Source organism: Paraburkholderia sp. USG1 (assembly GCF_031570135.1).
GTDB lineage: Bacteria > Pseudomonadota > Gammaproteobacteria > Burkholderiales > Burkholderiaceae > Paraburkholderia > Paraburkholderia dioscoreae.
Genome location: NZ_JAMWXW010000002.1, coordinates 217,552 through 238,482, shown reverse-complemented (window position 1 = coordinate 238,482; position 20,931 = coordinate 217,552). Strand labels below are relative to the sequence as shown.

16 protein-coding genes are annotated in these 20,931 nt (G+C 64.0%); 12 read left to right on the top strand and 4 right to left on the bottom strand.

Annotation, left to right across the window (positions count from 1 at the left end):
• The first annotated feature begins 236 nt into the window (after positions 1-236).
• The 4 genes from NE850_RS03580 (at position 237) to NE850_RS03565 (ending at position 5,978) form a co-directional block, all read left to right on the top strand.
• Entirely contained in the window at positions 237-1,418 is a 1,182-nt protein-coding gene (locus tag NE850_RS03580) for an isovaleryl-CoA dehydrogenase (RefSeq protein WP_310698443.1), read from the top strand.
• A gap of 14 nt (positions 1,419-1,432) precedes the next feature.
• The gene (locus tag NE850_RS03575) at positions 1,433-3,040 is read left to right on the top strand and encodes a carboxyl transferase domain-containing protein (protein ID WP_310698442.1); all 1,608 of its coding nucleotides are present in this window, start codon (positions 1,433-1,435) and stop codon (positions 3,038-3,040) included.
• Between the two features lie 31 nt (positions 3,041-3,071).
• Positions 3,072-3,857 carry an enoyl-CoA hydratase/isomerase family protein gene (locus NE850_RS03570; RefSeq protein ID WP_007177757.1) on the top strand — a complete coding sequence of 262 codons (786 nt, stop codon included), beginning with the start codon at positions 3,072-3,074 and terminating at the stop codon, positions 3,855-3,857.
• An 81-nt stretch (positions 3,858-3,938) separates the two neighbouring features.
• Positions 3,939-5,978, top strand: a complete 2,040-nt coding sequence (locus NE850_RS03565; RefSeq protein ID WP_007177756.1) for an acetyl/propionyl/methylcrotonyl-CoA carboxylase subunit alpha — start codon at positions 3,939-3,941, stop codon at positions 5,976-5,978.
• A 15-nt stretch (positions 5,979-5,993) separates the two neighbouring features.
• On the opposite strand, the gene NE850_RS03560 is transcribed toward NE850_RS03565, so the two are convergent.
• From NE850_RS03560 to NE850_RS03545, 4 genes are all read right to left on the bottom strand, one after another.
• On the bottom strand, positions 5,994-6,785 hold the full coding sequence (locus NE850_RS03560) for a phosphate/phosphite/phosphonate ABC transporter substrate-binding protein (protein ID WP_007177755.1): 792 nt from the start codon (positions 6,783-6,785) through the stop codon (positions 5,994-5,996).
• A gap of 25 nt (positions 6,786-6,810) precedes the next feature.
• Entirely contained in the window at positions 6,811-7,089 is a 279-nt protein-coding gene (locus NE850_RS03555; protein WP_011492294.1) for a DUF1488 family protein, read from the bottom strand.
• Positions 7,090-7,281: 192 nt separating this feature from the next.
• Positions 7,282-10,461, bottom strand: a complete 3,180-nt coding sequence (locus NE850_RS03550; RefSeq protein WP_310698441.1) for an EAL domain-containing protein — start codon at positions 10,459-10,461, stop codon at positions 7,282-7,284.
• 231 nt (positions 10,462-10,692) lie between these two features.
• Positions 10,693-11,493, bottom strand: a complete 801-nt coding sequence (locus NE850_RS03545) for an N-acyl homoserine lactonase family protein (RefSeq protein ID WP_007177752.1) — start codon at positions 11,491-11,493, stop codon at positions 10,693-10,695.
• Positions 11,494-11,677: 184 nt separating this feature from the next.
• Between NE850_RS03545 and NE850_RS03540 the strand changes: the two genes are divergently transcribed.
• The 8 genes from NE850_RS03540 (at position 11,678) to NE850_RS03505 (ending at position 20,827) form a co-directional block, all read left to right on the top strand.
• On the top strand, positions 11,678-12,817 hold the full coding sequence (locus NE850_RS03540; protein ID WP_007177751.1) for a LacI family DNA-binding transcriptional regulator: 1,140 nt from the start codon (positions 11,678-11,680) through the stop codon (positions 12,815-12,817).
• Positions 12,818-13,090: 273 nt separating this feature from the next.
• Complete coding sequence (locus NE850_RS03535; protein ID WP_007177750.1) at positions 13,091-13,870, top strand: SDR family oxidoreductase; 780 nt, start codon at positions 13,091-13,093, stop codon at positions 13,868-13,870.
• A 339-nt stretch (positions 13,871-14,209) separates the two neighbouring features.
• Positions 14,210-15,622: an MFS transporter gene (locus NE850_RS03530; protein WP_007177749.1), complete on the top strand. Its 1,413-nt coding sequence runs from the start codon at positions 14,210-14,212 to the stop codon at positions 15,620-15,622.
• Between the two features lie 80 nt (positions 15,623-15,702).
• The gene (locus NE850_RS03525; protein WP_007177748.1) at positions 15,703-17,118 is read left to right on the top strand and encodes an MmgE/PrpD family protein; all 1,416 of its coding nucleotides are present in this window, start codon (positions 15,703-15,705) and stop codon (positions 17,116-17,118) included.
• 41 nt (positions 17,119-17,159) lie between these two features.
• Positions 17,160-18,071: an NAD(P)-dependent oxidoreductase gene (locus NE850_RS03520; protein WP_007177747.1), complete on the top strand. Its 912-nt coding sequence runs from the start codon at positions 17,160-17,162 to the stop codon at positions 18,069-18,071.
• A 60-nt stretch (positions 18,072-18,131) separates the two neighbouring features.
• Positions 18,132-18,458, top strand: coding sequence for an NIPSNAP family protein (locus NE850_RS03515; protein WP_007177746.1), 327 nt, complete (start codon positions 18,132-18,134; stop codon positions 18,456-18,458).
• 12 nt (positions 18,459-18,470) lie between these two features.
• Entirely contained in the window at positions 18,471-19,361 is an 891-nt protein-coding gene (locus NE850_RS03510; protein WP_007177745.1) for an NAD(P)-dependent oxidoreductase, read from the top strand.
• 35 nt (positions 19,362-19,396) lie between these two features.
• Positions 19,397-20,827: an aldehyde dehydrogenase family protein gene (locus NE850_RS03505; protein WP_007177744.1), complete on the top strand. Its 1,431-nt coding sequence runs from the start codon at positions 19,397-19,399 to the stop codon at positions 20,825-20,827.
• The last annotated feature ends 104 nt before the right edge of the window (positions 20,828-20,931 follow it).

Here is a 20,931-nt window from a genome sequence, read left to right as displayed (position 1 = left end):
ATGACAATCCTATCACGTCATGGACGCTCTTTACACACTTGGACCAGTTTCTGAGTGACACTCAAAAATACCTATTGACGCTTACGTAAATCTGGCGTGAAATGCGGCTTGAACGTTGCGCCTCGGGTGGGACGACAGAGGTGGGTCAACAGTTCCGCCACCGTCCGCCGGGCCGCATTCGGACCAGTCGGCGCCTATATTCAGGCCGGCCGCCAACGAACTCTGGAGACACAGCAATGAGCAACCTGCCCGGTTTGCAATTCCCGCTCGGCGAAGAAATCGAAATGCTGCGCGACAGCATCGCGGGATTCGCTGCCAAAGAAATCGCTCCGCGCGCCGCGGAAATCGATCGCACGGATCAGTTTCCGATGGACCTGTGGCGCAAGTTCGGCGATCTGGGCGTGCTGGGCATGACGGTCTCGGAGGAATACGGCGGCGCGAACATGGGCTACACGGCGCACATGATCGCCATGGAAGAAATCTCGCGCGCGTCGGCATCGGTCGGTCTCTCGTACGGCGCGCATTCGAATCTGTGCGTCAACCAGATTCATCGCAACGGCACGGAAGCGCAAAAGCAGAAGTATTTGCCCAAGCTCGTGTCCGGCGAACACATCGGCGCGCTTGCCATGAGCGAGCCGAACGCGGGTTCGGACGTGGTCAGCATGAAGCTGCGCGCGAAGAAGAACGGCGATCACTATGTGCTCAACGGCACGAAGATGTGGATCACCAACGGCCCGGATTGCGACACGCTGGTCGTCTACGCCAAAACCGATCCCGAAGCGAATTCACGCGGCATTACCGCGTTTATCGTCGAGAAGGGCATGAAGGGTTTCTCGGTTGCGCAGAAGCTCGACAAGCTCGGCATGCGCGGCTCGCATACCGGCGAACTGGTGTTCCAGGACGTGGAAGTGCCGGAAGAAAACATTCTCGGCCAGCTGAACGGCGGCGCGAAGGTGCTGATGAGCGGTCTCGACTACGAACGCGCCGTGCTCGCGGGCGGGCCCACGGGCATCATGGTCGCGGTCATGGACGCGGTCGTGCCGTATATCCACGACCGCAAGCAGTTCGGTCAGCCGATCGGCGAGTTCCAGCTCATTCAGGGCAAGGTGGCCGATCTCTACACCACATTGCAGGCATGCCGCGCGTATCTGTACGCGGTGGGCCGGCAACTCGATACGCTCGGCAAGGAACACGTGCGCCAGGTGCGCAAAGACTGCGCGGGCGTGATTCTCTACACCGCGGAAAAAGCCACGTGGATGGCGGGCGAGGCGATCCAGATTCTCGGCGGCAATGGCTATATCAACGAGTATCCGGTCGGCCGTTTGTGGCGCGACGCGAAGCTCTATGAAATCGGCGCCGGCACGAGCGAAATCCGGCGCATGCTGATCGGCCGCGAACTGTTCGCAGAGACGGTCTGAAGGAGAAGCCCGCCATGCCGATCATCGAATCAAAGCTCAATCCGCGCTCGGACGACTTCCGCGCCAACGCAGCCGCGCTCGAAGCGCTGGTCGCCGATCTTCGCGCGAAGATCGAAAAGCTCGCGCTGGGCGGCGGTCGGGCGGCGCGCGACAAACACACGGGCCGCGGCAAACTGCTGCCGCGCGACCGGATCGCGCAACTGCTCGATCCGGGCACGCCGTTTCTCGAGTTCTCGCAACTCGCGGCCTACGGCATGTATCACAACGATGCGCCCGGCGCGGGCGTCATCACCGGGATTGGCCGGATCGCGGGGCACGAGTGCGTGATCGTCTGCAACGATGCAACCGTCAAGGGCGGCACCTACTACCCGGTCACCGTGAAAAAGCACGTGCGGGCGCAGGAAATCGCCGCTGAAAATCACTTGCCGTGCGTCTATCTGGTCGACTCGGGCGGCGCGAATCTGCCGAATCAGGACGACGTGTTTCCGGACCGCGATCACTTCGGCCGCATCTTCTACAACCAGGCGAATCTGTCCGCCGCGGGTATTCCCCAGATCGCCGTCGTGATGGGTTCGTGTACCGCGGGCGGCGCGTATGTGCCGGCCATGAGCGACGAATCGATCATCGTCAAGAATCAGGGGACGATTTTTCTCGGCGGCCCGCCTTTGGTGAAAGCCGCGACTGGCGAAGTGGTGAGCGCGGAAGACCTCGGCGGCGGCGACGTGCATACGCGTTTGTCCGGCGTGGTCGATCATCTCGCGCAGAACGATGCGCATGCGTTGGGGATTGCGCGCAGCATCGTCGGCAATCTGAATCGCAGCAAGCAGGTGCCGGTCGCGTTGCAGGAACCGAAGCCGCCGCGCTACGACGTAAAGAGCATGTACGGCGTGATTCCGGTGGATACCCGCAAGCCTTTCGATATCCGCGAGGTGATCGCGCGGATCGTCGACGACTCCGCGTTCGATGAATTCAAGGCGCGCTACGGCACCACGCTCGTCACCGGCTTTGCGCATATCTGGGGGCATCCGGTCGGCATCATCGCGAACAACGGCATTCTGTTTTCGGAGTCCGCGCTCAAGGGCGCGCACTTTATCGAGTTGTGCTGCCAGCGCAAGATTCCGCTGGTGTTCCTGCAGAACATCACCGGCTTCATGGTGGGCCGCAAATACGAGAACGAAGGCATCGCACGCAACGGCGCGAAGATGGTAACGGCGGTGGCCACGGCCAAGGTGCCGAAGTTCACGGTGATCATCGGCGGCTCGTTCGGCGCGGGCAACTACGGCATGTGCGGCCGTGCCTATTCGCCGCGCTTTCTGTGGATGTGGCCGAACGCGCGCATCTCGGTGATGGGCGGCGAGCAGGCGGCGTCGGTGCTGGCCACGGTGAAGCGCGACGGCATCGAAGGCAAGGGCGGCACGTGGAGCGCCGAAGAAGAAGAGGCGTTCAAGCAGCCGATCCGCGATCAATACGAACATCAGGGCCATCCGTACTATGCGAGCGCGCGGCTGTGGGACGACGGCGTGATCGATCCGGCGCAAACGCGCGACGTGCTCGGTCTCGGTTTGTCAGCCGCGATGAATGCGCCGATCGAAGACACGCGTTTCGGCGTGTTCAGAATGTGACGATGCGCGACGAAGCGCGGGAGCTGCGACGATGCAATACGAAACATTGACTGTCGAATTCGCCGGACAGATCGCCACGGTCACATTGAATCGCCCGGACGTGCGCAACGCGTTCAACGAAACGATGATCGCCGAAGTGACCTCTGCCTTCACGGCGCTCAACGATCGCGACGACGTGCGCGCGGTAGTGCTTGCCGCGAATGGCAAGGCCTTCTGCGCAGGCGCCGATCTGAACTGGATGAAGAAAATGGCTGGTTACTCGGACGACGAGAACCGGGCCGACGCGATGCTGCTGGCGAACATGCTGTCGTCGATCTATCGCTGCAACAAGCCGGTAGTCGCGCGCGTGAACGGCGACGCGTACGCTGGCGGCATGGGTTTGATCTCGGCGTGCGACATCGTGGTGGCCGTTGAAAGCGCGCGTTTCTGTCTTTCGGAGGCACGCCTCGGCCTGATTCCCGCCACCATCGCGCCATACGTGATTCGTGCGCTGGGCGAGCAGGCGTCGCGCCGCTATTTCATCACCGCCGAGCAGTTCGACTGTGCGACGGCGCTGCGTCTCGGGCTCGTCAGCGAAGCGGTGAGCATGGAGCAACTCGACGCCACTGTGCGGCAGATTGCGGAGACGCTCTGCGCAAACGGTCCGCTAGCCGTGCGCGCGTGCAAGCAGCTCGTGCAGGATATCGCGGGCCACGAGTTGAACGAGGCCTTGATCGCTGACACGGCGGCGCGCATCGCACGCACGCGTGCCGGCGCGGAAGGTCGCGAAGGCGTCGCGTCGTTCCTCGAAAAACGCGCGCCCGCCTGGCGCGACTGATGCATCACATTCCGGGGCGCTTGCCGCGCCCTGACCAGAACAACAGCCCCGATAAAACGGCACACTTCATCGAGACACTTCATGTTCAACAAGATCCTGATTGCCAACCGGGGCGAGATTGCGTGCCGCGTCGCCGCAACCTGCAAGCGGCTCGGCATCGCGAGCGTGGCCGTCTATTCCGATGCGGACGCCAACGCGAAACACGTGGCCGCCTGCGACGAGGCGGTGCATATCGGCGGGGCGAGCGCGGCGGAAAGTTATCTGCGCGTCGAACGCATTATCGAGGCCGCTCGCGCCACCGGCGCGCAAGCGGTACATCCGGGCTACGGCTTTCTGTCGGAGAACGAAGATTTCGCGCAAGCGTGCGAGGCGGCCGGCATCGTCTTTATCGGACCGCCGGTCGAAGCCATTGCGGCAATGGGTTCGAAGGCCGCCGCAAAGGCTTTGATGCATGCGGCCGCCGTGCCGCTCGTGCCGGGTTATCACGGCGACGATCAGGACGCGCAACTGCTGCACCGCGAGGCGAATGCGATCGGTTATCCGGTGCTGCTCAAAGCCAGTGCCGGCGGCGGCGGCAAGGGCATGCGCGTGGTGGAGCGCAGTGAGGATTTCGCGGCGGCGCTCGCTTCGTGCAAGCGGGAAGCCGCGAGCAGCTTCGGCAATGATCGCGTGCTGATCGAAAAGTACCTGACGCGGCCGCGTCACGTGGAAGTGCAGGTGTTCGCGGATCGTCACGGCGGTGCGGTCTATCTGTTCGACCGCGATTGTTCGGTGCAGCGGCGTCATCAGAAAGTGCTGGAAGAAGCGCCGGCGCCCGGATTGTCCGCTGAAATCAAGCGCGAAATGGGCGAGGCGGCCGTGGCCGCGGCGCGCGCGGTGAATTACGTCGGTGCGGGCACGGTCGAGTTCATCATGACCAGCACGGGCGAGTTCTACTTCATGGAAATGAACACGCGCCTGCAGGTCGAGCATCCGGTCACGGAAATGGTGACCGGCCAGGACCTGGTGGAATGGCAACTGCGCGTGGCCGCTGATCAACCGCTGCCGCTCACGCAGGAACAGTTGAAGATCGACGGGCACGCAATCGAAGCACGTATCTACGCAGAGCATCCGGCGCGCGGCTTCCTGCCGTCGACAGGCACGCTCAAACATCTGCGCATGCCGGAAGGCGTGGAATTCACGATCGATGCGTCGGGTCTCGGCGAGCCGGGGCGTAAAGCGCCGGTGCGTATCGACAGCGGCGTGCGTGAAGGCGACACCATCACGCCGTTTTACGATCCGATGATCGCCAAGCTGATCGTGCACGGTGCCACGCGCGAAGAGGCGCTCGCGCGCCTGAGCCGCGCGCTGCATGCGTGCGAGGTGGTCGGCCCGCATACCAACGTCGAGTTTCTGCAGAGCATTGTTGCGAGCGAGCCGTTTGCAACGGGCGATCTCGACACGGGCCTGATCGAGCGCCATCACGACGCCCTGTTCGCGCCGCGCAAGAAGCCGTACAAGGAAGCGCTGGCGCTCGCCTGCGCGGCGCTGCTCACGCGCGAAGGCGGCACGGCGCACGGCGCGTCGCCGTGGGATGCGTTGTCGCACTGGCGTCTGAATGGCGGCTATACGCAGACGCTCGGCTGGCGCGACATAGACAGCGGCGGCGAGAGCGCCCGCCTGTTCACGGTCACGTTCGCGCGCGACGGCGGCACGCAAACGCTCGAACACGATGGCGTGCGTGAGGACTTCAAATGGTCGGACGGCAGCGGCCCGCATGAATTCCGCGCGACGATCGGCGACGCGCGCGCAACGGGCCGTGTGTTCGTCGACGGCGATACGTTCCATGTGTTCTGCCTCGGCGAAGCGCTGGCGTTCGAATGGCAAAACCTGCTAGCACACGCAGCGGACACCGAAGGCGGCGAAGGCCGTTTGACTGCGCCGATGCCGGGCAAGGTGATCGCCGTGCTGGTGGAACCGGGCACCGTGGTGGAGAAGGGCACGCCGCTCATCGTGATGGAAGCGATGAAAATGGAGCACACCATTGGTGCGCCGGCGGCGGGCACGGTCTCGGAGGTGCTGTATGCGGTTGGCGATCAGGTGGCCGACGGCGCGCAGCTTCTGGTGCTGGACGTGCAGTAGCCGTCAAGCCGCAGTTCAGGCGAGGCGCGTATAGCCGACGGCGCGCGCTTCGTTTTCGAGTTCCTCGATGCGCTCGTAGTCCGAGCTCGGCAACACGGAAAACCCCTGCAAACGCAGGCGTTTCGCACGTTCTGGCTGGGCGGCGAGCACCTCGTTCAACGCTTCGCGCAAGGCTTCGACCGTTGCCGGGGGCACCGTGCCGGAGGCGATCAGCGGCAGCCCCGGCGATGGCGCCGTCGTGCCGATCCGGCGAACCTGCCGCGCCAGTTCCGGCATTTCGTCGCACACGAAAGCGAAGGTCACGCAATCGATCGCCGCGATATCCGCGCGATTTTCCGCCACCGCGCGCAACGAGCCGAGATGCGAGCCGGTTCGCAACACCGCGCTGAAAAACAGGCCGGCGCGCGCGAGCGGCGCCACGGCGTGGCGAAACACGTTCATGCCGCTATTCGAATCGTCCTGGTTGTAGGCGGCACGTGCGCCGCGGCACGCCGCGAGCGTGTCGAACGGCGCATCCGCGCGCGTCACCAGTACGCTCGAATAATGTGCGCCCTCGCAACCGGGCGCGTCGAAGCGCGGCGTGGCGATCAACTGCACCTGTTCGTGCAGGCCGTGCATGAACGGGTAGCCGCAGGTCTGCGAGATCAGCAGATTGGGCCGCCGCCAGAAGCCATGCAATTCCTCGTCCGGTTCGACAATGCGGCACGCGGGCTTGACCATGCGCAGTACGTCGGCGAGCCACTCGCGCCACTCGAAGTCGAGCGCGGGCGTGACGTTATACATGGGCAGGGCGGCGATCCAGGTCATGGCGCTATTCTGGCATGCCTGCCGTCTAATGTCTGACCATACGGAATTCGTCGAGGCCGAGACGCACCGGCTCCGTCGGTCTGAATGTCCACTTCTGCGCGGCTACCGAAAGGATTTCCAGTTGCGCATCTTCGAATGCGACGAGCAGATCCTGTTTTCGCTTGCTCGCCGCACCGCAATAAGTCACGAGTGCTTCGGCGCTGACCTCGAAGATCTGCGCGCGATCGTCACAGCACACCCGGAACGCGACCGTCGCGCATTCCGTCACACAGGGCCTGAACCCTTCATCCACATAGACCGACATGGCAATCTCCCGCCGCACGTCCGAGTCATCAGGATGACAAGTCGTAAGCTGGCGGTATGTGGGAAAACCGGCATTTGCAGCGAAATGGGCGAGACTTTATCCGGTCGGGAGAGCGCGAGCGTTGGGCCCGCCGCCGTCACGCGTCTGCGCCGGCAGAAACAGCGCACGACCGTGAGAAAGGTGCCGTGCCGCTCACGCCACCTTGCGCGCGTTCGTCCATGACCACAAATCGGCCGGCGACAACGCTTTCGAGAACAGGAAGCCCTGCAGTTCGTCGCAACCGATCGTGCGCAGGATGCGCGCCTGATGTTCGCTCTCGACACCCTCGGCGACCACCCGCAGACCCAGTTCGTGCCCCAGTTCGATGATCGCGCGGACGATAGCAAGGTCCGCGCGGGCATCGAGCATGTCGAGCACGAACGCCCGATCGATCTTGAGCCGGTCGAGCGGAAAGCGGTTCAGATAGCTGAGGCTCGAGTAGCCGATGCCGAAATCGTCGAGCGAGAGCTTGACCCCGAGCGCGCGGATCGCGTTGATCATGGTGAGATAGTTCTCCGCGTTGTCCATCAGCACGGTTTCGGTGATCTCGAGTTCGAGCCGCCACGGGGCGACGCCATGCCGCGCGAGACTGTCCGCGAGCGTGCCGATCAGGTCCGGATCGCGCAACTGGATCGCCGAGAGGTTGATCGAGACGCGCAGCGGCGTCATGCCTTCGGCATCCCACGCGGCAATCTGCTGGCAGGCTTCGTTTATCACCCACGCGCCAATCGGAATGATGAGCCGCGTATCTTCCGCGACCGGAATGAACTGCGCGGGCGACACGATGCCGATCTGCGGGCTGTTCCAGCGCAGCAAACCTTCCACGGCGACCAGTTCGCCCGTATGTGCATCGACGCATGGCTGGTACTCAAGGCGGAACTCGTGCATTGCGATCGCGCTGCGCAGGCAGGCTTCGAGCGTCAGCCGGTAGCGGGTGCGCTCGGCGATGTCGGGCGCGAAGAACTTGACGAGGTTGCGCCCGGCGCCCTTCGCCTGGTACATCGCGGCGTCGGCGTTCTGCATCAGCGTCTCGATGTCCTCGCCGTCGTCGGGGAACAGCGCCACGCCCACACTGCACGACACCTGCAGCGTGACGCCGCCGACCTCGTGCGGCTGGCGCACGAGCGGCAGCAAACGCTCCTCGATCGTGCGCGTGACGTCCGCCGCGTTGCTGACGCTATTCAGGATCACCGTGAATTCGTCGCCGCCGAGCCGGCTTACCGTGTCGTTGGTGCGCACGGCCTGCAACAGGCGTCGCGAGACCGAGCGCAGAAGGCTGTCGCCGATGTGATGGCCCAGCGAATCGTTGATGTTCTTGAAGCGGTCGAGGTCGATGAACAGCACCGCGACGCGCTGCCCCGTGCGGCGCGCGTTGCCGAGCACGACGCCAAGGCGCTTCACGAACAGCTCGCGGTTCGGCAGCTCCGTCAGCACGTCGTGTTCGGCGAGGAACTGGATGCGCGCCTCGCTCTTCTTGCGATCGGTGATGTCGATCAGTGTGCAGATGTAGTGCGACAGGTTCGCGCGCCGGTCGCGCACCGCGCTCACCATCAGCCACGCCGGATAGTCGCTGCCCGCGCGCCGCCGTACGTGCGCTTCGCCATGCCATACGCTCAGGCGATCGACGGAATCGATCACGGCCGGAAGAATGTCGTCGTGCTCCTGCGTGCCGAACAGGAAAGCGGGTTCCTTGCCCGTCACGTTGTCGGCGCGATATCCGGTCGCGCGATAGAACGATGCGTTTGCGGTCACGAGCCGCCGTTGCGCGTCGAGAATCAGGATGGCTTCGGATGACGCCTCGAACACCTTGCCCCACAATTCGAGGCGCTGCTCCATCAGCTTGATCTGGTTGATCGGTGTGAAGGCGGTCAGCACGGCGTCGCGCCCCTGGAAGTCGAGACGCCGCGCCGACAGCATTGCCCAGGTGGATTCTTTGGCCGCTTTCCAGTGCACCTCGAATTCGTCGACCGCCTCGCGGTCGGAGAGTTGCTGGAAGAAACGCGCGCGCACCTCCGAGTCGAGACCGACGGCCCACGGATCGACCGTGCAGCCATTCAGCCAGTAAAGCGCGGGCTTGTTCGCATGCAGCACCTCATGCCCCGGGATCGCCGTGACGACCATCGGCACCGGAGTCGCCTCGACCAGTGCATATTGCGCGGCCGACGCGCGCGCTGTCGCCGCGAGTTCCTTCTGCACGTCGCGCTCGCGATCGAGCTGCGCGAGCATGTCGTTGAAGCCTCGCACGAGTTGGCCGATCTCGTCCTGGCTATGCCATCTGGCGCGCAGCGAATGGTCGCCCGTGCGCCGCACCGTGTCCATCACGCGCGCGAGCTGGCGCAGTGGCCGCGAAATCTGCTGCGCGACGAAATACACCATGCTCAGGATCGCGCACAGCAGGAACAACGCCGTGCCGAGGTGCAGCCACATCCGCTCGAAGAGGCCGCGCACGCGTTCATGCAGCAGTCTTTCGAGCTGATTGCCGGTCGTGCTCCACGCGTCGCTCACGCTCATTACCACGCCCTGCTGCGCGGTATCGAGCGCCGTGAGCGTGGCGGCATCCGAGCCGGCGTCGACTGCCGCACCGGCCACGCGGCGATACGCGTCGATCGCGGCGAGCATGTGCGTGATCGGCGGACCGATGGTTCTGGTCAGCGTGGCGTTCGTGGCTGCTGCCTCCGCATAGTCGGAACGCAGACCCTGCAACACCGCGTCGAGTTGGCCTTCGAGCACGAGGTAGCGGGTCCGCATCTCGTCGTGGCTCATCCGTGCAGTGCGAAGACTCGCGCCGGCATCGTGCAGATGGCGGCCGATCCGGTTGACGTCGCTGAGCAGCTCCGGATAGCGCAGGATCGACAGCGACATCGAGTAGTAGCTGTCGAGGTCGGGGTCCAGAATCAGGTTCGACTGGTTGCCGACCCGCGTCACCAGTTCGCGTGTCGCTTCGAGCCCGCCGTCCACCGTCGCGGCGCTCGCATGGGGCGCCGCGCTGGCCGTGAGGGCCGCGAGCACGCGCGCATTGATTTCGGCGCTCTGCATGTTCGCGCCATAGCGGCGCTCCGCGTCGGCGAGCCAGCTCGCCGTGCGTTGCAATTGGGGCGGCGTCTGCGGCTTTCCGGCCCCCGCGAGCGCAAAGTCGACAAGCGCGTCATGCACGGCCGCGACGTAGGCATTGCCGACCAGCTCCTTGTCGGAGAAGTCGATCGCAATGTATTTCTCGTGGATCAGGATGCCGCTGATGTACAGCACTGCGCTCAGGTCGAGCAGATAGATCAGCAGCAGCTTGCGGCCGACGCGAAGGCGCCCGAGAAACCGGAAGAACAGGTTGCGTTTCATGGGCGTTGCCGCTTGAGCGCAAAGCTTTCACCGCGGGCGCCATAAGCCAGACGTTTCACTGCGTTTCTCCATGCGGGGAACGCCGGACCCTGGGTCAGGTCCGGAAGCGGGAAAACCCCCTAATCATGGTATCGACCAGTTGGCGAACTTCTTTAGTCTTCGCTTAAAACTCACCAGGACGGTGCCGGAAACGCTGCATGACGGTGCGGATATCGAGGTTGGTGCACCCTCTCAGCGCGCCGCCGCGTCAAGCCGCACGATCCAGCCTTCGGTTTCCTTGCTCTCGGCCGGATAACGCGTCAGCACGGCCGGGTCATGGCCGGGCACGACGTGTTGTGCGGAGTCCGCCAGTTCGTGCGCGCGACGATAGCCTTCGATCATGTCGCCCACGTTGTACACGGCGGGGAACGGGCGGTTCTGCTCCATGTTCGCGTAGAGGTGCGATGCATCGGAAGCGAGCACGACCCAGCCACGCTCCGTATGCACACGCACCACCTGCAGACCGTCCGTATGGCCGCCGACGCGGTGCACGCTCAGTCCCGCGGTGAGGTTCGATGCGCCGTCGTGAAACGCCACCCGGCCGTCGAAAACTCGGCCGACCATGGATTTGACGTCTTCCGGATCGAACGGGTGGTTCAGTGCGCCATGACACATGCAGCGGCCCGTGCAATACGCCATTTCGCGGTCCTGCACGTGGTAGCGCGCTTTCGGGAAGAGCGAACGGTTGCCGGCGTGGTCGTAGTGCATGTGCGTGATGATCACGTCTTCGACCGTGTCGGGGCGAATGCCGATCGCGCCGAGCCCCTGTTCGACGGAGTGCGTGATGGTGCGGCGGCGTTTCGTACCGCCTTCGACGTCGAAACCCGTGTCGACGAGGAAGGTGCGGCTTTCGCCGACCACCGCCCACACGAAATAGTCGAGAGGCATGTTCACATCGTGCGGATCGCCGCCAAGGAAGTTGTCGCGAGCGGGACGGTCGTGATGCGCGTACTTGATGGCGTAAATCTTGTAGTTTTCGGGTGCGGCTGTCATGGCAGCTGTCTCCTGTTTCCCAATGTATGAGAGCGCTATCATAGCAAGCAGCCGGCAGCTTGTGTTGTGTCGTTGCGGGCACGCTTGGAGCGGTGCCCGGCTTCATCAGTCGCCGCAAACCCGCGCGGAACGGCGCCTGGCATACGCTACAATCGGCTATCAAATCAAAGAGCCGGATGGGCGAGTGAAAAAGCGTGTGACGGCCGTCGAGGACGGGAAGATCAGGTTGGCAGGCGGTCCGGGCGGCGAAGTGAAAACCGCGTCGAAAGCCGCGCGAAAAACGGGCAAGGGCGCGGGCACGACCGCGGCCAAGACACGCCCGGGCGGGCAGGCGGTGCGCATGATCGACGTTGCGAAGGCGGCGAACGTGTCCCTGATGACGGTGTCGCGCGCGCTCAACGAACCTGAACGGCTCTCCAAGGAAACCCGCAAGCTGGTGCTCGATACGGTGCGCCGCATAGGCTATGTTCCGAATCACATTGCATCGAATCTCGCGTCGGCGCGCTCGAATGTGGTCGGCCAGATTGTTCCGAGCATCCAGAACTCGTTGTACTCGCATAGCATCAAGGGTTGTGCCGACGTGTTGCGCTCTGCGGGCATGCAGTTGTTGCTGGCCGACAGCGGCTACTCGCTCGAAGAAGAAGAGGCGCTGATCGATGCGTTCATCGCCCAACGCGTGTGCGGGCTCGTGCTGCACGACACCGTGCATACGCCGCGCGCCGTCCAGTTGATCCGCGCCGCGGGCATTCCCATCGTCGAAACGGGCGACCTCGCGCGTACGCCGCTCGACATGGCCGTCAGCTACTCGAATTTCAACGCGGCCAAGGAAATGACGCTGTATCTGGCTGGGCGCGGCTACAAGTCGATCGGGTTCGTCTGCCTCACCACCAAGAACAACATGCGCGCCCGCGAGCGCCTGAAGGGCTACTATGCGGCGCTCGACGCGCTCGGCCGTGAGCGCAACCCCGGCCTCGTGCGCGAAGTGGAGGGCGGTCTGACCTCCGGCGCACATGCGATGGTGGACATGATGCAGCGTGTGCCCGAAGTAGACGCGATCTTCTTCGCCGGCGACGTGCTCGCGGTCGGCGCGCTGTTCGAAGCGCAGCGGCGCAACTGGAAAGTGCCGGAGCGCATCGCGATTGCCGGTTTCGACGATCTCGACATCTTGCGCCACACGGTGCCGCGCCTGACCTGTCTGAACCTGCCTCGCCTGGAGATCGGCCGGCGCAGCGCCGAAGCGCTGCTGCAAAGAATGCGCAATGAACCTGTCGTGCCGGCCAGGCTCGATCTCGGTTTCGAAATTATCCAGCGCGAAAGTACCTGAAGCAGCGGTTTCGTCGACGGTGAACAAGGGGCGCATAATGCGCCCCTTTCTTTTTGTGCCGTTCGAAAGGCTTGCCGCGCCGCGCTGTCATGCCCGTCCGGCGCTGCCGCGCCCAGTTCCGTCGTACTCTCTTTTGTCTGCTCCCGGGCAATTCCCTAGGTTGCAGCGCTGCGTCTTTTCGGTTAAGTTAGCGCTATCATTCAGGAGCGGCGAACATTTGTGTTTCGCCTGCGGTCTGGCAACGGGCATGCTTTCGACAGGGAAAATCGCGGAATGAAGGGGAGAATTGCACTCGTAACAGGCTCGTCGCATGGGCTGGGTCTGGCGATGGCCGACGCACTTGCGGGCGCCGGCTGCCGGGTCGTGCTGCACGGCGTCGAGACGCCCGAGCAGGTCGAGCCAGCGCGCGCTGCCTTCGAGCAGAAACACGGTTATCGCGCGGATTATCTGCAGGTGGATCTCGGCGATGCGCGAGCCGTCGAGCGGATGATGTTCGAGACAATCGAGCGTGTCGGCGCGATCGACGTGCTGATCAACAACGCGGTGGTGCGCCATTTCGCGCCGATCGAAGCGTTTCCCGTCGACAAATGGGAGCAGGCGCTTTCGGTGAACCTGAGTGCGGCGTTTCACACCATCCGCCTGGCGCTGCCGGGCATGCGCGAGCGCGGCTGGGGGCGCATCTTCAATATGACCTCGGTGTACGGCATGCGCGGCACGGTCAATCGTGTCGATTACGTGACCACCAAATCCGCGCTGCTCGGTCTGACGCGCGCGGTGGCTGCCGAAACAATGGGGCAGGGAATTACCTGCAATGCGGTCTGTCCGGGCGCCGTGCATACGCCGACCAGCGAAAACCGCATCCAGGCGCTGATGGAAGAGGAGAGACTCGACCGCGAATCGGCAATCGAGCGCTTTCTGACCGGCAAACAGCCGACCGGCCATTTCGTGCAGGCGTCGCATGTCGCGGATCTGGTGGTGTTCATGTGCAGCGACGCGGCAGCGGAGATGACGGGCGCGATGCTGCCAGTCGATGGCGGCTGGCTGGCGACATAACTTGCCTATTCATGTGTTAGCGCTATCCAGAATTGCCCGCTCGACGAGGATGCGCGAACTGGCCACGCCGACGTAAAAATAGCGCTGGCAGCCTCTACGCCGCAGCCGGGCCGATCAAAGACAAAGCCGGATTAGCGGTGCGAACACACGCCTGATTGTCATGCACTGCAACACAAAAAGAAGCCACGGAACAGCCAATATCGTCTTGACCGATTGTATGACAGGAATATAATCCACCTTAATGTTACCGCTCACATCCGGCGATGAAAGCGGCGGTGCAAGGCCAGCGGTGTTGGAAGCTACGGAACCAGAACAAAGACATTCACGGAGACAGCATCCATGCAGAACGAAGCAACGATTGGATACCGGCTGGACAGCCTGCCGCTGTCCGGTTATCACTGGCGGTTGCTCGGGTTGATTGCCGCGGGCATGTACTTCGACTCATTCGATATCTATATCGCCGGCACCGTGCTTGCCGCGATGATCCACAGCGGCGAATCCACGCTGAAGCTCAATGCGATGTTCGTGTCGGTCACGTTCGTCGGCATGATGTCGGGCGCCTGGCTCTCAGGCGTGCTCGGCGATCGCTTCGGGCGGCGCTTCTGCTACCAGTTCAACCTCGGCATCTACGGCTTCGCGTCGATCGCCGCGGCGCTCGCGCCTTCCATGTACTGGCTGATCTTCTTCCGCCTCGTGATGGGAATCGGCATGGGCGCGGAAATCGTGGTCGGCTACGGCACATTGAGCGAATTCATTCCGGCCGCGTGGCGCGGCCGCTTCGGTACGATCCTCAATCTGATCATCAATACTTCGTTGTTCCTGTCGACCTTTCTCGGCTGGCTGATCGTGCCGCACTACGGCTGGCGCTGGATGTTCGCGATCGCCGGTTGCGGCGCGCTCTTCGTGTGGTTCCTGCGTAAATCGATGCCGGAGTCGCCGCGCTGGCTGGCTTCGCGCAATCGCGCCGATGAAGCGGACCAGGTGGTGTCCACCATCGAAAAGGCCTGCGGCGTCGACTCCGCCACAGCGATCGCGGCGGCCGCCCAGCAGCCGCGTCGCGCCGCGCCGGGTAACGGCCGTCTCGGTGATCTGTTCACGCGCCGTCTGCTGACGCGCACCATTACCGGCATCACCGTGCTGGTCGCGCTCTTTATCGTCAACTACGCGTTCGTCAGCTGGATTCCGACCTTCCTCGTCAAGCAGGGCCACAGCGTGTCGAATTCGCTCGGCCTGACGAGCGTGATGTTCGCCGGCGGTCCGGTCGGCTCCTTGATCGCGTTTGCGCTCGCCGAGCGTGTCGGCCGCAAATGGGGCATCGTATTGTTTTCGCTGATCTGCGCGGCGTTCGGCGCGGCCTATCCGTTCGCGCAGTCGGAAGTGATGATTACCGCGCTCGGTTTCGCGATTACCTGCTGTATTTACGTGCTGTCGTCGTTCAGCGTCGCGACCTATGTGCCGGAACTGTTCCCGACCGAACTGCGTCTGCGCGGCTCGGGCGTGTCGAATACCGCCGGCCGCGCGGTCAGCATCGCCGTGCCGTACGTTGTGGCGTGGGCTTTCACGGGCTTCGGCATTGCCGGCGTCCTGACGTTGATCGTCGGCACGTTGCTCGTGCAGGCATTGATTGTGGGTGTGCTCGGCACCGAGACCAGGAAGCGTTCGCTCGAATCGATCGCCGCCGAAGTCAGCGACACGACCGACGCGTCCGGCCAGCCGGTCAACGCCCGCGCGGCTTCGGCCACCGAACCGTAAGCGCGTCCTCGCGTGCGGCGAGTCCGCACGAGGCGTCGCAGCGAATCAAGAGAGACATCCGGTAGAGGACAACCTTGCACATGGCAGCACAGTCAGACAGCAGTTCAAGCCAGGCCAGCACGAACGGCGACGCCGGTCACGTGACGCAGCGCGTCGCGCAATGGGTAGCGGACACGACGTGGCAAGACGTGCCGGCCGCCGTGCGCCACGAAGCCAGGCGCTCGCTCGTCAACTATCTGGCGGTTGCGCTGGCCGGCTGCTCCGACCCGACGCTCGGCAAAGCCGTGCGCACCTATCAGCGCTTTAGCGCGGGCGAGGGTTCGAGCGTGATCGGGCGGCGCGAGCGCTTCGACATGCTGAACGCCGCAGCGCTCAACGCCATGAGCGCGAACGTGTTCGACTTCGACGACACGCATATTCCGACGATCATCCATCCGACTGCACCAGTCGCCGCCGCCCTGTTCGCCTTCGCCGAGTCGCTTGCGGACTTTGCGCCTGACGCCCGCCCGCTGACTGGCGAAGCGCTGCTGCTCGCATTCGTTGTCGGCGTGGAAGTGGAATGCCGGATCGGCAATGCGGTTTCGCCCGAGCACTATCGGCGCGGCTGGCATATCACGTCGACCTGCGGCGTGTTCGGCGCGGCTGCGGCGATCGCCAAAGCGCAAGGCCTGAGCGCGCAACAGATCGCTTGGGCACTCGGCAATGCGTCGGCACAGGCGGGCGGTCTGGTGGAGACGCTCGGCACGATGTCGAAGAGCATCAGCGTCGGCAACGCGGCGCGCAACGGCTTGCTGTCCGCGCTGCTCGCCGCCGACGATTTCTCCGGCCCCGATGCGCCGCTCGAAGGCACGCGCGGTTTTCTGCGCGTCGCGGCAACGAAGCCGGATGTCGAGGCGTTGACGCGTGAACTCGGCCACGAATGGGCGCTGCTGTCGAACACCTATAAACCGTACCCGTGCGGCGTGGTGCTGAACCCGGTGATCGAAGCGTGCCTCGATCTGCGCCGCGATGCGAACTGGACCGTGGGCGACGTCGAGCGCGTCGAGCTGACCGGACACCCGTTGCTGCGCGAGCGCACCGACCGGCCGCACGTGCGCACCGGCCGCGAATCGCAGGTTAGCGCGCAACATGCAGTAGCGGTCGCGCTGGCCACGGGCAAAGCGGGCCTTGCCGAGTTCAGCGACAGCGCGGTCGCCAATCCGTCGCTGCGTGCGTTCGGCGCGCGTCTGCGTTTTATCGACGATGCATCGTGGCCGGTGGAGTCCGCCCAGGTGGCCGTCGTGCTGCGCTCGGGCGAAACCGTGTCGCGGCGCATTCATGCGGCGCGCGGCAGTCTCGCGGCGCCGCTCGCCGATGTCGAACTCGCGGCGAAACTGCGCGACCTGGCCGCTTACGGCGGCTCGGGCGTAGCGCCGCAACCGCTGATCGATGCGCTGTGGCGTTTCGACAGCGAAACGGATGCCGCGTCGCTCATGCGGCTCGCGCGCGCGGCCTGAACCGCGCAACGAAAACAGCTTCCCAACAGATGAGGACAGTCATGTCGAGCAGTGATCAAGGCAGCAACACGATCGGTTTTGTCGGAGTAGGCGTGATGGGGCGGCCTATGGCGCGCCGTCTCATCGAGGCGGGCCATACGCTCGTCGTGTTCGATCGCGATGAGCAGGCGGTCGCGGAATTGGCGGCGATCGGCGCGCGCGCGGCGAAATCGGTGAAAGATGTGGCCGACACCGCGCGCATCGTATTCACGAGTCTGCCCACGCCGGCAATCTTCAGGCAGGTCGCGCTCGGCGAAGGCGGATTGATCGACGGCAGCGCGGTGAAGATTCTCGTCGATCTGTCCACGGTCGGATCGCGCATGGAAAAGGAAGTCGCCGACGGCCTGCTGGTGAAGGGTATCGATACCGTCGATGCACCGGTGAGCGGCGGCGCTGCCGGAGCGAAGAAGGGCACGCTCGCGATCATGCTGGCCGGCAAGCCGGCTGTACTCGACCAGGTGCGCGGGCTGTTCGAAGTGCTCGGCAAGGTGTTCGTGGTCGGCGACCAGCCGGGCCAGGGGCAGTTGCTCAAGCTGCTGAACAACATGCTGTCGTCCACCGCGTTTGCGATCACGTCGGAAGCGTTTGTTGCCGGCGTGCGCGGCGGCCTCGATCCGGAAGTGATGATGTCGGTGATCAATTCGGGCAGCGGCAAGAACGGCGCGACGATGGACAAGTTCCCGAAGCATGTCCTGCCAGGCAGCTTCGATTTCGGCTTTCCGGTCGGCAGTGTGTGCAAGGACATCGGCCTCGCGGTCGACGAATGCCAGGCGCTCGGCGTGCCGATGTGGGTGGGCAGCGTCGCCCGTCAGGTATGGAATTACGCGGCCATGCAGGACGGTTCGAAACGCGACATGACCGAACTGGTCAAGTACGTCGAACGCTGGTCGTCCGGCGAGGGACTGGCGGACTGAATCGGCCGCGAGCAAAACTCATTGGCTTTGGCCATCTGATCATCCCACAAGGAGATGTACATGATCGTTGAAATGCGTATCTACCACTGTGCGCCGACGCGCCTGCCGGCGTTGCTCGATCGCTTCACGTCGACCACGCTCGGCTTTTTCGAAAAGTACGGTATCGAACAGATCGGTTTCTGGACCACGCTGATCGGTCCGAGCAATCACGCGCTGACCTATATGCTGAAGTGGGAAAGCCTCGCGGAGCGCGAGCAGAAGTGGAACGCGTTCCAGGCCGACCCCGAGTGGATGGCCAAACGTGCGGCGACGGAAGCCGACAAGCCGATCGTCGAGCGCATCGAGAACCACTTCCTCGCGCCGACCGCCTTCTCGGCGCTGCGCTAGGAGAGCTTTCTCATGACACAAGCCAAACGGGTCGGTTTCATCGGCCTCGGCATGATGGGCGCGCCGATGGTGCAATGCCTTCGCAAGGCAGGCTTCGAACTGTTCATCGACGATGCCGACGCCGCACGCGCCGACGCGCTGGCAGAACAGAGCGGCTCGCACCGCCTGAACGCGGACAACGCGGCCTCGCTCGATGCGCTGATCACCATGCTGCCCAACTCGGCGATCGTCGAGGCCGTGGTGCTCGGCGACGGGAACAACAAGGGCTGGGCCGCGCGGCTCGCGAAAGGCGCCGTGGTTATCGACATGAGTTCGTCGGAACCGGAGCGTTCGCGCGAGCTCGGCAAGACGCTCGAAGCACAGGGGCTCGCGTATCTGGATGCGCCCGTGTCGGGCGGCGTCAAGCGCGCGAAGGAAGGCACGCTGGCGATTCTGGTCGGCGGCCATGCGGACGTGCTCGCGCGCTGCAAGCCGCTGCTCGACGCGATGGGCACGAACGTGCTGCATATCGGCACAGCGGGCGCCGGGCATGCGGCGAAGGCGCTCAATAACTACGTGTCGGCGGCGAGCGTGGCGGCCACGGTCGAGGCGCTGCAGATCGCAAGCCGCTTCGGTATCGACCCGCAGGTGATGACGGACGTGCTCAATGCGTCCACGGGCCGCAGCAATACGTCGGAAAACAAGGCTAAGCAGTTCATGCTGAGCGGCACTTTCGCTTCCGGCTTCGCGCTGCAGTTGATGAACAAGGATCTGAAGATCGCCCGAGCGCTCGCCCAGGCCGTGGGGCATCCCATGACGTTCGGCGCCACCTGTGTCGAGGTATGGGACGAAGCGGCGCAGCGCTCCACGCCCGCCACCGATCACACCGAGCTATACCGGCTCCTGCCCGGAGCCGCATCCTGAACCTGCATTCCGATTCATTGATTCCGGAGCCTGTCATGTCTCACGCAGCCCAGTTCTATATCGACGGACGTTGGGTCGAACCCGCGTCCGCCGTCTGGTTCGATATCGTCGATCCGTCGACGGAAACGCCCTTTGAAAAGCTCGCGTTGGGCAACGCGGAAGATGTCGATCGCGCCGTCGCCGCCGCGCGCCGCGCGTTTGCGACTTGGTCGGCGACGAGCGTGGCCGAACGCGTCGCGTTGCTCAAGCGCGTTCTCAGTATCTACGAGCGACGCTATGACGAATTCGCCGAGTTGATGCGCCGCGAGATGGGCGCACCGATCACGTTCGCGCGCAACGGTCAGGCGGCACGCGGTCCCGCGCATCTGAATGCGTTGATCGACGTGCTCGAACGCTTCGAATTCGAGGAACAGCGCGGCAGTACGCGCATCGTGCTCGAACCGATCGGCGTGTGCGGTCTGATCACGCCGTGGAACTGGCCGGTCAACCAGATCGTCGTCAAGATCGCGCCGGCACTCGCGGCCGGTTGCACGATGGTGCTCAAGCCGAGCGAGTATTCGCCGCTGAGCGCGCTGCTGTTTGCCGACGTGCTCGATGAAGCCGGCGTGCCGGCGGGCGTGTTCAATCTCGTCAACGGCGACGGGCCGGGCGTCGGTTCGGCAATCGCGAGCCATCCGGATATCGACATGGTGTCGTTCACCGGTTCGACCCGCGCCGGCGTGCTGGTCGCGCAGTCCGCTGCGGAAACGGTCAAACGCGTCGCTCAGGAACTGGGCGGCAAGTCGGCCAACATCCTGCTCGACGACGTCGATCTGGATCAGGCGGTGACGCGCGGCGTTGCCGCCTGCTTCACGAACTCGGGTCAGTCGTGCTCGATTCCGACCCGCATGCTGGTGCCGCGTCATCTGATGAACGACGCCGCGCAGATCGCGAAGCGTGCCGCGCAAGCATATCGGCTCGGACCGACCGACGACCCGGCCACGCAACTCGGCCCGCTCGTCAACGCGAACCAGTTCAAGCGGGTGCAGGCGTTGATCCAGATCGGCATCGACGAAGGCGCGCGTCTCGTCACGGGCGGCACGGGGCGGCCGGACGGCATCGACACGGGCTATTACGCACGCCCCACCGTATTCGCCGATGTCACGCCGCAAATGACGATCGCCCGCGAAGAAATTTTCGGACCGGTGCTGTCGATGATTCCGTACGACTCGGAAGAGCAGGCGATCGACATTGCCAACGGCACCGACTACGGCCTCGCGGCCTACGTGCAATCCGCAGACCTCGCACGGGCTCGCAAGGTCGGCCGCGCGTTGCGTGCGGGCGGCGTGCATCTGAACTACCCGCCTGCCGATTTCGGCGCGCCGTTCGGCGGCTACAAGCGTTCGGGCAATGGCCGCGAATGGGGCGAAGCGGGCCTGCGCGAGTATCTGGAAACCAAGGCGCTGGTCGGCTACGGCGTGGATTGACGCACGACGTAGCGCACGGGGGTTCGCGCGCTACGTCGAAAAAAATTTGTTCACCTGGCTTGTCGGACAATCATCCGGGCAGGCAATACGAATCCGTTTGAACT

Excerpts from the sequence above, each read along its gene's own strand:
- NE850_RS03580 (WP_310698443.1), top strand. The coding sequence starts at position 237 with ATGAGCAACCTGCCCGGTTTGCAATTCCCGCTCGGCGAAGAAATCGAA.
- NE850_RS03575 (WP_310698442.1), top strand. The coding sequence starts at position 1,433 with ATGCCGATCATCGAATCAAAGCTCAATCCGCGCTCGGACGACTTCCGC.
- NE850_RS03570 (WP_007177757.1), top strand. The coding sequence starts at position 3,072 with ATGCAATACGAAACATTGACTGTCGAATTCGCCGGACAGATCGCCACG.
- NE850_RS03565 (WP_007177756.1), top strand. The coding sequence starts at position 3,939 with ATGTTCAACAAGATCCTGATTGCCAACCGGGGCGAGATTGCGTGCCGC.
- NE850_RS03560 (WP_007177755.1), bottom strand. The coding sequence starts at position 6,785 with ATGACCTGGATCGCCGCCCTGCCCATGTATAACGTCACGCCCGCGCTC.
- NE850_RS03555 (WP_011492294.1), bottom strand. The coding sequence starts at position 7,089 with ATGTCGGTCTATGTGGATGAAGGGTTCAGGCCCTGTGTGACGGAATGC.
- NE850_RS03550 (WP_310698441.1), bottom strand. The coding sequence starts at position 10,461 with ATGAAACGCAACCTGTTCTTCCGGTTTCTCGGGCGCCTTCGCGTCGGC.
- NE850_RS03545 (WP_007177752.1), bottom strand. The coding sequence starts at position 11,493 with ATGACAGCCGCACCCGAAAACTACAAGATTTACGCCATCAAGTACGCG.
- NE850_RS03535 (WP_007177750.1), top strand. The coding sequence starts at position 13,091 with ATGAAGGGGAGAATTGCACTCGTAACAGGCTCGTCGCATGGGCTGGGT.
- NE850_RS03530 (WP_007177749.1), top strand. The coding sequence starts at position 14,210 with ATGCAGAACGAAGCAACGATTGGATACCGGCTGGACAGCCTGCCGCTG.
- NE850_RS03525 (WP_007177748.1), top strand. The coding sequence starts at position 15,703 with ATGGCAGCACAGTCAGACAGCAGTTCAAGCCAGGCCAGCACGAACGGC.
- NE850_RS03520 (WP_007177747.1), top strand. The coding sequence starts at position 17,160 with ATGTCGAGCAGTGATCAAGGCAGCAACACGATCGGTTTTGTCGGAGTA.
- NE850_RS03515 (WP_007177746.1), top strand. The coding sequence starts at position 18,132 with ATGATCGTTGAAATGCGTATCTACCACTGTGCGCCGACGCGCCTGCCG.
- NE850_RS03510 (WP_007177745.1), top strand. The coding sequence starts at position 18,471 with ATGACACAAGCCAAACGGGTCGGTTTCATCGGCCTCGGCATGATGGGC.
- NE850_RS03505 (WP_007177744.1), top strand. The coding sequence starts at position 19,397 with ATGTCTCACGCAGCCCAGTTCTATATCGACGGACGTTGGGTCGAACCC.